The sequence below is a fragment of the Bifidobacterium italicum genome (assembly GCF_002286915.1).
In the GTDB taxonomy this organism is placed as follows: domain Bacteria; phylum Actinomycetota; class Actinomycetes; order Actinomycetales; family Bifidobacteriaceae; genus Bifidobacterium; species Bifidobacterium italicum.
Genome location: NZ_MVOG01000004.1, coordinates 34,815 through 46,902, shown reverse-complemented (window position 1 = coordinate 46,902; position 12,088 = coordinate 34,815). Strand labels below are relative to the sequence as shown.

The 12,088-nt window shown below is 62.1% G+C and carries 9 protein-coding genes; 1 reads left to right on the top strand and 8 read right to left on the bottom strand.

Annotated elements, in window-relative coordinates; translation table 11 throughout:
* The first annotated feature begins 6 nt into the window (after positions 1–6).
* Complete coding sequence (locus tag B1400_RS09565; protein WP_157909604.1) at positions 7–177, top strand: hypothetical protein; 171 nt, start codon at positions 7–9, stop codon at positions 175–177.
* A gap of 88 nt (positions 178–265) precedes the next feature.
* On the opposite strand, the gene B1400_RS01130 is transcribed toward B1400_RS09565, so the two are convergent.
* The 8 genes from B1400_RS01130 to B1400_RS01110 all read right to left on the bottom strand — a co-directional run bounded on the left by B1400_RS01130 (position 266) and on the right by B1400_RS01110 (position 12,074).
* A complete protein-coding gene (locus B1400_RS01130) occupies positions 266–724 on the bottom strand; it encodes a hypothetical protein (protein ID WP_095612641.1) in 459 nt (152 codons plus the stop codon).
* Positions 712–918 carry an amidase domain-containing protein gene (locus B1400_RS10100; protein WP_133064581.1) on the bottom strand — a complete coding sequence of 69 codons (207 nt, stop codon included), beginning with the start codon at positions 916–918 and terminating at the stop codon, positions 712–714. The genes B1400_RS01130 and B1400_RS10100 overlap by 13 nt, the downstream gene beginning before the upstream one ends.
* Before the next feature lie 220 nt (positions 919–1,138).
* Positions 1,139–1,336, bottom strand: coding sequence for a hypothetical protein (locus tag B1400_RS09400; protein WP_133064569.1), 198 nt, complete (start codon positions 1,334–1,336; stop codon positions 1,139–1,141).
* Positions 1,337–1,472: 136 nt separating this feature from the next.
* Positions 1,473–4,772, bottom strand: coding sequence for a family 20 glycosylhydrolase (locus B1400_RS01125; RefSeq protein WP_235607246.1), 3,300 nt, complete (start codon positions 4,770–4,772; stop codon positions 1,473–1,475).
* 200 nt (positions 4,773–4,972) lie between these two features.
* Entirely contained in the window at positions 4,973–5,203 is a 231-nt protein-coding gene (locus B1400_RS09395) for a hypothetical protein (RefSeq protein ID WP_157909603.1), read from the bottom strand.
* A 297-nt stretch (positions 5,204–5,500) separates the two neighbouring features.
* Positions 5,501–8,521: a right-handed parallel beta-helix repeat-containing protein gene (locus tag B1400_RS01120; protein ID WP_095612639.1), complete on the bottom strand. Its 3,021-nt coding sequence runs from the start codon at positions 8,519–8,521 to the stop codon at positions 5,501–5,503.
* Between the two features lie 111 nt (positions 8,522–8,632).
* The gene (locus tag B1400_RS01115; RefSeq protein WP_095612638.1) at positions 8,633–10,912 is read right to left on the bottom strand and encodes a sialidase family protein; all 2,280 of its coding nucleotides are present in this window, start codon (positions 10,910–10,912) and stop codon (positions 8,633–8,635) included.
* Between the two features lie 148 nt (positions 10,913–11,060).
* Entirely contained in the window at positions 11,061–12,074 is a 1,014-nt protein-coding gene (locus tag B1400_RS01110; protein ID WP_235607245.1) for a class C sortase, read from the bottom strand.
* Between the last annotated feature and the right edge of the window lie 14 nt (positions 12,075–12,088).

Genomic DNA, 12,088 nt, shown 5'->3' with positions numbered 1-12,088 from the left:
TGGTCTGTGCTGGGGGTGTTCCTCACCCTTCTGCTCCTATGCGCCCTACTCATCGGCAAGACGACGCACACCTATCGGTATATGTGGCTGGCACCGATCGTCGCGGCCGTTTTCTCCGCCGCCTACGCGCTCTCGCTGCACGATGATGGCCCGCAAGACCCCAACCGCCCACATTGACTGCCCCATCCGCCAAACAAAGAACCCTTCTTTCAGGTACGTGCGGCCCCGCATCGGATGCGGGGCCGCACGTACTGCGATTCGGGGGTTACCAGCTCCCGCACTGCTCCGCGTTCAACGCGTCATATTGCGACGTGTTGTTATCTAGATTCTGCAGGGCGGCGCCAATCTGCGCATCCCGCTCCTGACGGATCTTCCAGGCGTCTCGCATAAGCACCCATACATAAGGTGAACGATACGGGGAACCGAGGTAGGCGTTCGCCGTGCTCGCGACAGGAGGGCGAATCGAAGTCTCCTCCTGCGCCTGTTTGCGCAGATTCTGAGGAAGCCGTCTGAGCATACGGTTCGTGTCGTTGAGCATTCCCTCTGACGCCACCCAGACGCGCTCGGCACTCTGGTATGCATCGACTTCTCGGTCTACATAGGCATTCGCCGCGAACCAGCATGCCAGATAGAATACGAGCAGCACGCAGATGATCGACACGCGGAAGACCCACGGCATACGCCGGTCGGGGCCATGCGGGGTTCCGGTGGTTACCGTTTCCACTGCAACCCCTTCCATTTCATGCCCCGATGCCTGGCGGTAATGTCGGCAAGCGGCACATCATGCGCATTGTCTCTCTTCCCGCAAACCACTGGGCCAGTTTTGTCGCCACGACTGATATAGCCGACAACGACCATCGCATGATCATATTCGCCGTCGTTTCGCCAATCCGCATAGACAAGGCCACCTCCACCGATTCGTCGTACATTGTTTTCTACAACAAACGCATTGGAGTGTTTGTCATATACGTATAGTTCGCTTCAACACTAGAGGTGGTGCAGGAAAACTGGACTCTTGAGTGGGAAGGAGTCCTTTAGTGGCGAAGTACAAGGGAGCAGCGGTTGTGGACGATGTGGTTGTACGAGCAGTATGATTGCGGTGCGGCACCGGTTGAAAGGTTCATCGGCATCACACTTTTCATTGGCTGAAGTGACGGTCAATCAGCCATCCCAGCAATGCAAAACACAGAAGGATAAGTACTTCCAGAACACCTCTTGGCGTGATCAACGAACGCCATCCACCCAACAAACCTATGGCGATAATCGCGCATACAACCGTGCCCAGAGCAGTGCCTGCCAATTTCCGCCAATGATTCACATGATTACGATTACTCATGTCTTACTTCCAATACTATTTGAGCACATGCCAATACTGTCACAACGAAAGCCCATATATTGGAAGATAAACAGTGGACGGAATACTTTTGATGTTCTTCCTATTCCGCCCACTGGTTATCCCCGGCTTGGCCTGCCTACTCCTCCATGTTGCGCATGTGGCGCACCACCAGAACGACAAGCGTCGCCAGGATTGCGCAGATCACCGCAATCAGGCCGATTATGGACACCGACGAACCGGTATTGCCGAGCTCAGCCGTGGACTTCGCTTCCTTCACGGCAGGTTTGGTGCTCTCTCCAGTCTTACTCGGCTGCTTCGCACCGGCCTTGCCGTCTTGGTCTCCGTCGGCCGGCTTATCGCCGGGCTTCATGGTCGGCTTGCCGGAGACATCCTTCCTGACAAGCTTCGCATGTGCGTCGACAAGCTTCGCGAGAGCGTCGTCCACTGTCTTCTGGTCGGCCTTCGCGTCATCGAAGACGCTTCGCGCATGGGACAGGGCTGCGGCCAAATCAGTCCAAGACTGCGCCGTGTACTGTGTCGCGTCCAGCCCAGATACCTTTCCGATCTCAGCCTGCAACGCGGCCTTGTCCACAGCTCCCGGCTGCGGAGTATCCGGTTCGACGGGATTGTCGGTCGGCTGGTCCGGCGCGGTCAGGTCCTGCGCCGCATCGGCCACGTTCGCGCGCAGCTCGGCGATCGACGTGTACGCGTCAAGGCCCACTGAATCCGGATGGTTGCTGAGCACCTTGAGCTTGACATACACCTTGCCCTCGGGGATCGAATCAGGCAACGCGACGGTCTGACGGCTCTCGCTGCGCTCGAAGGCGCCCTTTGCTACCGGCGCGCCCCACTGGGCGTCCGTCATCGCTCCCACGGTGGCCGCGGTACCGGCCGGTACGACGTAGACCTCGTAATCCTTCGCGATACCCTGCATCTTGTTCTGCCGAGCCGTCATGTCAATGGACGCGAGACGTTTGCCGTCCTCACCGGTCTTGAAGGCGATCCAATGAGGGACTGGATCGTTGGCCGGATTCCACTTCGTATGCCAGAACGTCGCAAGGTCCCCGTCGAATGCGTTGCCGATCGGCGCACGCTCGACGGCATCGTCCTGCACCGAGTCCGCCGCGTATTCGGAGGCGTCGTCGGGTGCCGGCAGCGGCCGCGCCGTCGAGCCGTCAAGCGTCACCTTCGCGGTGCCTGCCGCGCCGGTCTTCGACTTCGCGGTAAACAAGAGCTCCAACATGCCGTCCTTCGTGTTGACGACGCGGAAGATGGCACGCGCGGTCTTGCCGGCGGGAATCGACTTGAGATCGACGTGGTCGGGCATCACCTTCCAGCCTTCGGGTAGGTTCGGCGTCACCGTCACGTCCCCGGAGGCGGCGTTGCCGGAGGCCGTGACCTCGACGGTCACGTCGACCGGCGCGGACGGCCGCACTTCATGCGACGAGGCCGTCGCCTGCACGCCGAAGCGACCGACGATGTTGAAGAGCGCGTTGTCGGAAACCAGATCGGACGGGAACTGCGCGATGACGCCGGCCTTCGGCGCGATGTCGCCGCCGAGTACACGCATCTGGTCGAGATCGATGTGCGATTCCTTGCCGGTGGCGACGGCGAGTCGCTGCTGCGTCAACGCCGGCGCAAGGGAGAAGCGGCCCTTGCCATCAGCGCGGATCTGCCACTTCTGCACGTTGCGGCCGCCATGGCGGGCATTGCGCTCGGCGCTCCAGTTCACGCTCACGTCCTGGCAAGCGGCGAGTTTGGGGCGTGCACCGACCTGCGTGACGACGTTGAGGTGCTTGTGGGTGAGGCCGTCGCCGATGCCGGAGTCCATGACGAGGCATTGTCCGCTCGCGTCGTCACGCATCTGGTAGTAGCCGTCGGAGGTGGCCGTCAACGTCCACGGGCCCGCCGCGACCGATGAGAGCTTCGGGATGTCGTAGGTGCCGGCGCCCAGCGGCTGATACACATACTGGCGGTTGGCAAGCGGTTTGCCGATCGCATCAATCGTCGACTTCATGCCGTTCCAGTCCGTCCAAGGGCGCGACGCCGACCATGTCATCTGCGAGATGAAGCGCAGGCTGTCCGAGATCTGCTGTTCGACCTCGTTCTCGGTCATCCAATCCGAGGTGTCCGGCCAGATCGAGACCTTTGCGCCGAGCAGATGCGGATTGTTCGGGTCGACCTGACGACCGCCGTCGAAACTGCCGGCGTTCCAGTTCGCATTGTTGTACAGCGCCGCCGAATTCACCGAGTAGCCGGTCGCCGAGCGCGACCAGTACAGCCGCTGGCTCGCGTTGACGACGTCGCTGCCGCTGTCAAGCAGGTCCTGAGGGCTGCGCGCGCCGGCCGCCGAATACCAGTATTCGACGATGATGTCCTTGTCGAGCGTGACGTTCTTCGTCGTGACGATGCCATCGTTCCAGATGCGCAGATGCTTGCCCTTCGCCTTCACATAGTCGTTGATGTGGTTGATGAAACCGGTGAACGCGTCGTTCGGCGTCGCGCCCGCACCATAGGTGTCGACCGCGTACTGCTGCAGCTTCGGGTAGTTCGCGTAGCTCGACGCGATCATGTACTCGTCTGCGCCCATATGCCAGTAGTCCGTGTCGAAGACGCCGTCGTATTCGTCGATGAGCGTCTCATAGAAACGCACCGCGTCCGGGTTCGTGATGTCGAGACGGTCGGCGCTCTTGGTGCCGTTGCGGTCGGCGAGCTGGTACTCCGGGTAGTTCTCAAGCCATATGTTCATATGCCCCGGGGAATTGATCTCCGGGATGACGTCGATGCCGTAGGAACGCGCCTTCTGAACGAAGGCCTTGACGTCGTCGCGCGTGTAGTATGACCATGTCGCGGCCTTGCTCGTGTTCGCTTCCTCGGGCTTGAGCTTCATCTCCATGAGCACCGAGTTGAGGCGCAGGTCGGCCATGTCCTCGAGGAAACGGTCGATCCAGTCGGTTGACATGTTGATCTGGCAGGCGCACAGCGTCGCACCGCGCTCCGCGTACTTCGGCTTCGACGTCACTTCACCGGCCGGGATTGTCAACGTGCCCTGCCGCAGCATCTGCGAAACGGCACGTGTGCCGTAGAAGACGCCGATCTCGCTCGCGCCGATGACTTTGAAGCCGTCCTTGCCGATGCGCAGCGTGAAGCCTTCCTCGCCGAGATTCGACCGCTGCGCGGCGTCGGCGATGAGTTCGACGTCCTTGTCGGTCGCGGCGCCGCTGGCAGCGGCGATACCGACATCGGTGAAGGCGGACAGTTCCTGGGCAAGCGCCTGCGCACGGCGGGAGAGCGCCTCCGGGGCGACGATGTGCGCGCCTTCGCCGAGCGTCCAAGTACCTTCGCCCTGTGTCCAGCCGTCGAGGCTCGGCACCGTCTGGGGACGTTCAACGGCCGATGCGGTTGCGTTCCAGCCGGCGGCACCGTCCTCGGCCATTGCCGGAGCAACCGCAAGACCTGCGAAGGACATCGTGGCGGCGGCTATCAGCGCACATAATCCTCGCGCCTTGAATCGGAGTTGTTTCATTACAGCCTTTCGTCTGTCGCCCGTCGTGAACCGTCATGGTCGGAGCATGGCGGGCGGTCTGAATAAGTTGGTTGGTCGCTTTTCGTCAAAGCATGTCTCTTGGCTTCCGTTCACGCTTCGTCGCGCGCAAAAGGATCGACGATCGGTTTGCGTCCGATATATTGCATATCTAAGAGAAGCCGCGACCGCCTGCGTGTCGACGCATCGGGTGCCGTTGAGGAAACCGCAGATGCGGCCGCATGCAAGCGTTCAGCATCCTCAATCATGCGGGCGGCGACGTCATCGACGTCTTTGAGCAGCCTCGCACCTGTCATATGTGACATATAACGTCGAGATTTCATACGCACAATCCTGATCTCCTCTCGGCGGTTGCGAAGATCACGTCCGCGCATCCGGTTCGGAGATGATGGCACCCATTCCATGGTCCGAATGCGCTGCGAAGACGTGACCCATTTGCTTATTTAAGGAGATGACCGCCGACACCGGTCGCCGCTATGCGAGTTCGGGAGATTCATGGCCTTGATTGGTGTTCCAGTGTGACCGATGCAGGCCGCCCGCAAATCCGCGTCATGGACGCATGACCTGCGAACGGCCTGCATTGGGTTGGTTGTCCGTCCTAACGCCTCATCGGCGGCATGTCAGTGATTGTGCTTCGGCATCACCTTCCTGCTGCGCACATAGGCGGAGAGCACAAGTCCGATGAGCACAAGCGCACCGGCGAACAGGCATACGCCGAAGATCGTCGCGCCGGTACGCGCGAGATTGGCCGCCGACTGCTCCTCCTTGTCCGCATGGGCCGTGGCGTCATCCTTCTTGTTCATTGCGTCGGCCCCGTCACCGGTCATAGGCTTCACGACGGGTTTCGAGCCATCGTCCTTGCCGGCTGGTTCCGTCGGCTGGGTCGGAGTGGTCGGCTCGGTCGGCTTCGGCTTGGACGGCTGGGTCGGCGAGGCGTCGCCGATCGCGGGCGCCGTGCCATCCCAAGCCGCGACGAGCGTCATGTCGTCGCACAGACCGTTGCCGCTGCACCGGACCTCGATCTGGTTCTGCATCGAGTTGACGGGCACCGTCACGCGTGTGTAGTCGGTGGCCTTTGTCGATGCCGCGCCGAGCGGCGTGACGTTGGTGAGCGGGTATCCCTGCGAGAAGCCGGGATACAGACGCCATGCGAGCGTGACCTCCTTGCCTTCGTCGGCCTTCGCCCAGACACCGAGTTCGTAGTTCTGTCCGGGGACGACGTAGACGAAACGGTTGAACGCATCTGCGGTGAAGGTCTCCGTGCCGGCCGCTGTCTGACGCTTGCCGGTGACCGGCACCGGCGTCGCCAGCGCACCGGTCACGGCGTCAGTCGAGCGGTCGAGCGGTCCGCTCTCGCCTGCGTTGCCCGGTGTGCCGATGATATCGACCGGCGGCTGCCAGACGGTGTTCGCAGGCGCCTCGAAGGAACCATCGACGATGTGGTCGTAGACGCCTTCGGCGACGACGTCGTCGACCCATCCTCCGTCCGTCGCGTCGATGGCGATGTCGAAGGTCGACGCGTCATATGCGGTGCGGAAGACGACGCTCACCGGCGTCCATCCGTCGGCGGAGACGATCGGCTTGCCGTCCTTGTCCGTCATCGGCTCGGCATGGGTCACCGCCTTCGACGGCAGTGTGACGCTGATGCTCGGCAGTTCGCCGTTTCCGTCGGCATGCACGGCGGCTGTCAGACGGTAGGTACGGTTGATCGCCGCCTTCACCGTCTGCGTCGCGTGGCCGCCCCTGTCAAGATACAGTCCCGAGGCGCCGGAACGACGGCCCTCTGCGTTGATCTGCGCATCCTCGAGCTTCCATGCCTTCGCATCGGTCGCCTCGAATCCGCCATCGGCAACGGTGACCTGCGCCGGGAACGCCGAATACTGGAAGGCGCCGATATCCGGGTTCGTCACGGTCGGGGTCGGGTTGCCGAGGAAGTCGGTGACCGCTTGCTCCCCGTTCGCATCCGCGATCGGATAGCCCGCGGCCGTCAGCGCATCATGCTGGATATGCAGCTTCGCGATGCCGTTGCCGGCAGCGAGTGTCAAGCCGGGGATGACCTGATTATCAGCTGTATGCACACCGCTCGGCCATGCGCCACCGGCCGGACCCGCGAAGACGTTGTTGCGCCAGTTGAGCGTGTTCGCCCACGATCCCTTGTGCTCGTTCGTCGTCGTATCGGTGACGACGGTGCCCTGCTGCGCGATGTACAGGTTGTTCGCCATGACCGAGTTGTTCGCCATGTAGTGGCCGAAGCCGGCCACGTCGATCTCGGTCGGCGGCAGCAGGATCGTGTTGTTGTAGAAGTGGGAGTCGGTCGTGCCTGCCGTGAAGATCGTGCGTGCCCTCTCGCCGGAGGCCTCGCACTTGGGCTCCATGTCGACGTAGCGGCCGTCGTTGATGGAGATGTTGTAGCGCACGAGCGTACGTGTGCTCAGTCCCCAGCATCCGCAGTACATGAAGAAGCCACCCATGTTGTCATGGGAGAGGTTGTGCTCGAAGATCAGTCCCGAACCGCCCGAGTCGGCGTCGAAGGCGGCGCCGTCGTTGTTATGCGACGAACGGTGCATCGCGAAGACGTGATTGTTGCGGAACACGGTGCGGTCGGAGACCCACGACCAGATTCCGGCGTTGTGCGAGTTGTCCGTCTTGCCGCCGTGCTCGTTGGCCGCGTTCTCGAGCGTGTTGTATTCGATGACCGCGTCCGGGGCATTCCACACGACGATGCCGTCGCCGCCGATGTCGGTCAGGAAGTTGTCATGGACCCACACGGCGCCCATCGGATAGAAGTCGCCCGGCCACGACGATTCCTCCTCGCGGTGGAACCAGCTCGTCGTCACCGCCAGACCGGTGCGGTTGACGTGACGAACGATGTTGTCGTGGACGTTGACGTCGTCGAACTTCGTCGGTGTCACCTCGCCGTTGACTTCGAGGCGGATGCCGGTGGACGCCTTCTGGTTGTCGCCAAGCACGTCATGCACGTAGAGGTTCGAGACCTCGTAGCCGGAGGCGTTGCCGTAGTCCTTGAGCTCGATGCGCAGGCCGTGGCGCAGCGAGGCGTAGTCCTTGGCGTCACCGGAGGTGTTCGTCAGTTCGAGGTTGCGCACGATGTAATGCTGCACGTTGTACAGATGCACGGCGTCGACGGCTCCGTTGGCGTTGATGCGCGCACGCTTGTCCACGCTTGCGTCGTAGGCGTCGATCGTGATAGGTGCGGCTTCGGTGCCCGAACCCTGTGGCGTGAATGTGCCGACGCATGCGGCGCCGCCCTTGAACAGCATCGCGTCGCCGGCGTTGAGCTTGACGGCGTTCGCCGCGTCGAGCGAGTTGAACGGCGATTTCTGGCTGCCGTCGCCGTTCGCGGCCGCCGAGCAGTCGACGAAATACGACTTGCCGGCAATCTGCTGGAGATCGGCCGAATACGGAACCTGCGAAGCGCGTGCGCCGTAGACCTGGTCTCCGTCGGCGATGGCGATCGGCGTCTTGCCGTCGTCGCCGAGGCGCGCGTCGAGCGCAGACTGACGCAGCAGCTGCGCGCTCGCATCGGAAATGTCGTCAGCCACGGCCGTCGACGCCCCGATCGGCAGCATGGCGAGGGCCACCGCGGCGCCAGTCACGGCGCTGAGCCATTTACTGTGTTTCATGAGTCTCCTCTTGTATATGCTCTGATGATGGTTCTTCCAATGGAAAATATGAGTGGTTTGATGGGTGCCTGCGTCATGAAGCAGGCACCCACAAACCAGATGCGATGGGTATTACCGTTGTGCACGACGCCGCGATGCGACGCTGACGAAGGCGAGTGCGGCGGCACCCGATGCGGCGAGCATCAGCGAGGCGACAGTCATCCATGCCGATACGGCGCCCGTGGCAGCGAGGCCCACATAGCCTCCCTTCGGTGAATGCACGGTGCCTTGGGCGGAACCCCGCGCACCGGCGACGGGCTTGCCGGCATCGCCGGGCTTGGTCTCGCTGGGCTTGGTCTCACCCGGCTTGCCCTCATCGCCCGTCGAAGGCTGATCCAGCTGCTTCGGTGCGGGTTTGAGGACCAGCACGAAGGACGCCGTGGCCTCACGCGGCATTCCGGTGCCGTCATCGGCTTCGGTGAGCGTCACGGTGACGTTGTGCTCGGTTGCGGCGTCTACCGCGCCAGTCGGAACGCCGACGATCGATTGCGTGGCTTCGTCATAGCTCAATCCGGCTGGCAGGCCCTCGAACTTCGCGGTGTCGGCCAGCGCGGGGTCGTTATGCTCGACCCCCAGTGGAATGCTGACATGTTCGCCAACGGTGGCCTCAGCGCGCTTTTGCGGAGCCATTTTGAGCTCGGTGACAAGATCGTCCTGCAGCCAGCGCATCGTGAACGACGTATAGCCGATGTTCATCCATCCGCCGCCGTCGGGCTCCATGAGCAGGCCGATGCGACCGTCGGGTTGCACGGCCATCGTCGTGTAGCCGGTGCCTTCGGCGCGGAACTCCTTGCTGTACGGCCAGGTCGCGCCGTCGTCAACGGACATGCTGACCGTGCCATGGATGCGGTCGCCCTGATCGTTCGTGTTCGAGAACAACAGCACCTTCGAACGCAACGTGCCGGGACGCGCATTCGGATAGGCGCGGATGATCTGGGCGTTGTTGCCCGGGTCACGCAGATACGGGGCAGTCGAACGGTAATCGGTCCAATGCTCGCCGCCGTCCTCGGAGATGGCCTGGATGCGGTAGCCGCCGGCGCTCTTCTCCCATGTGCGCGAGTTCAGCAGCAGGCGGCCGTCGGACAGTTCGACGACTTTGTTCTCATCGAACCGCCATTCGCCGTTGGCGGTGGTCGTCGTCGTCAGTTCGCCAAGATGCCAGCTGGCGCCGTCGTCGTCGGAGTAGACGGTGCCGGCGATGACCTTCGTCAGATCGCCGTTCACGCCGCATGTCAACTGGTTGAGCAGACGGCCCTTGTTCGGCTCCTGCATCTTCTGCGTGCCTGCGCCGGAGGTCATGAAGCATGCGCGCAGATCGTAGCGTTTCGCCGCGTCACGCAGCAGCTGGTCCGTGATGACGTTGCCCTTCCAGGTATGGCCGTTGTCGGTCGAGGTGGATACGGCGACGTTTACCGTATGTTCGTTCGCCTCGTCGATCGCGCCATCGGCCGTATAGGTGTATGCGGGATCGTTCGCCACGAAGCCGGCGGTCTGGCTGTACACATGGAAGTTGAAGATCGCGCCCGTCTTGTAGTCGACAACATAGGACGGATCGGAGTATCCCTTGCGCTGCGGCGAGGTCGCCCCCTGCGCGACGACGATCTCATCGCCCCATGTCTTGCCGCCATCTGTCGAGCGGCGCTGCATGATCGAATTGGCGTTCGGCGCGTCGCCGCCGTTCGCGCCGCCATTGATCGGACGCTTGTCATAGGAGGCGAGCAGGTCGCCGTTCGATGCGACCGCAAGGGCCGGGATACGGATGTTGTACTGCTTGGACACGCTCAATGCGATCTTCGACATATCGCCCAAATTCGCCTCGAGCGATGGATCGGCATCGGCCGGTTTGAAGCCCTTCGCCGCCGGGTACGTGATCGTGCGCACCTTCTGGGCGGCCATCGTGACCGCGGGCAGTTCCGTGGCCACACCCTTGTAATCGTTCTGCGAATAACGCGTGTAGGTGATCGACGGTTCGAAGCTGCCGCGCTCCATGTCCTCCTGCGTCACCGTGTGCGTGATCAGGCCCGGGCATTCGAACAGCTGGTTCGCCGGTGCCTGACGCCACTTGCAGCCCTCGTAACCGCTCAGATTCGATGCGGTCGGCGCGAAGCCGTACACGCGGTCGCCCGTGTTGGTCAGACGGACGACATAATGCATCTGTTCGCCAAGCGACCAGCCGTCCGCGTTCGCAGGGGCGTTCTCCAAGCCCAGCACGATCGTGGCATCCGACGATCCCGCCGCGTCAACGGCCATCGCCGGGGCGGCGACTCCGCCGCAGACCAGAGCGAGGGCACCAAGACAACCCAGGCCCTTCGCGCCGAACCGCGACAGCCGTCGCTTTCTCAGCTCAGTCATACAACCTCATTCCTCTTGAATATCTGACTACAGTGTCATGTCTGATTTAAAAGGAAAACGGTTCGTACGACCTAAGCGTCATGCACATTCAGCGTATCTGCACGCCCGTTCCGCGAATATCCCGACATTCTTCCGGATGGCCTCAGATTCATTGTCCTGCATGCCGCGGGTGGCAGCGAAGCCGTTCGTGTGCCCTGCGCACCGAGGGAATGCATGTATGCGCCACCAATGCCGCCAATGCGACGCCCGTCGCGAGCATGACCGCCCATTGCAGCGCACGCGTCATGTCCTTCGGCGCGTTCTGTGGTTCGGGCGCTGGCTTGGGAATCGACACGCGTGTGCCCGACACGAGCAGTCTGTGCGTGTTGACGCCGAACGGCGTACAGGTCATTAACGTGAGACGGTCCTCCCCCGACCTGATGCGCAACTGCGATGTATCGGACGGATCGATGACGGTGATGCGATCGACGCGATAAGCAAGCGTGCGGCCGAAGACCTTTTCGTACATGAAATCTCCGACCTCCATCTCATCGAGACGCGTGAACATCAGCGCCTCCACAAGACCGCGATGGCCCGTCAGAACCGTATGCGCGGAGCCGCCGGCCAGACCTTCAGCCCCCGTCGGCATCGAAGTGCCGTACAGATGCCCTACGCCACGGTCGAGCGTCAGTTTGGATGTCCCATGGCGAATCGGCAGATTCACCGATATCTTCGGAATGATGATGGATCCAATCAACGAGTCGCCTGCATTCAGCAGATCGGTGTATTCGGCGTCATCCTCGGAACGCACTATTTGACCGTCTACGCTCTGATCGTCCTTCGCTCCGGAGAAGGGGTCATAGGTCTCGCCGAGCGTCGGTTGACCGGAGCTGGCCAGTACCGCGTTGTACCGCTCAGCGGCCTTGAGAGCGAGTTCGGCCTGCGGATACGGCCATTCAGCCACATTCTGTTCAGCGGCTTCAATCTGTGCGGCGGCTGCAAGATCAGATTTCCACTGCAGATACCATGGCACACCAATCGCCAGCGCGGCAAGAAGAAAGAACATAAGCGCACAGCACATGATGATGCGCGACTGGTGCAACGCCTTGCTCCGATACGCCCGCTGCCTGACGGTCGCCTCATCACGGCCAAGGACCCAAAGCCAATCGTTCGCTTCCGACACGGCCCCTCCCAACG

What these genes read in the sequence shown, in the direction of transcription:
- B1400_RS09400 (WP_133064569.1), bottom strand. Translation starts at nt 1,336, where the DNA reads ATGAGTAATCGTAATCATGTGAATCATTGGCGGAAATTGGCAGGCACT.
- B1400_RS01125 (WP_235607246.1), bottom strand. Translation starts at nt 4,772, where the DNA reads ATGGCCGAGGACGGTGCCGCCGGCTGGAACGCAACCGCATCGGCCGTT.
- B1400_RS09395 (WP_157909603.1), bottom strand. Translation starts at nt 5,203, where the DNA reads ATGAAATCTCGACGTTATATGTCACATATGACAGGTGCGAGGCTGCTC.
- B1400_RS01120 (WP_095612639.1), bottom strand. Translation starts at nt 8,521, where the DNA reads ATGAAACACAGTAAATGGCTCAGCGCCGTGACTGGCGCCGCGGTGGCC.
- B1400_RS01115 (WP_095612638.1), bottom strand. Translation starts at nt 10,912, where the DNA reads ATGACTGAGCTGAGAAAGCGACGGCTGTCGCGGTTCGGCGCGAAGGGC.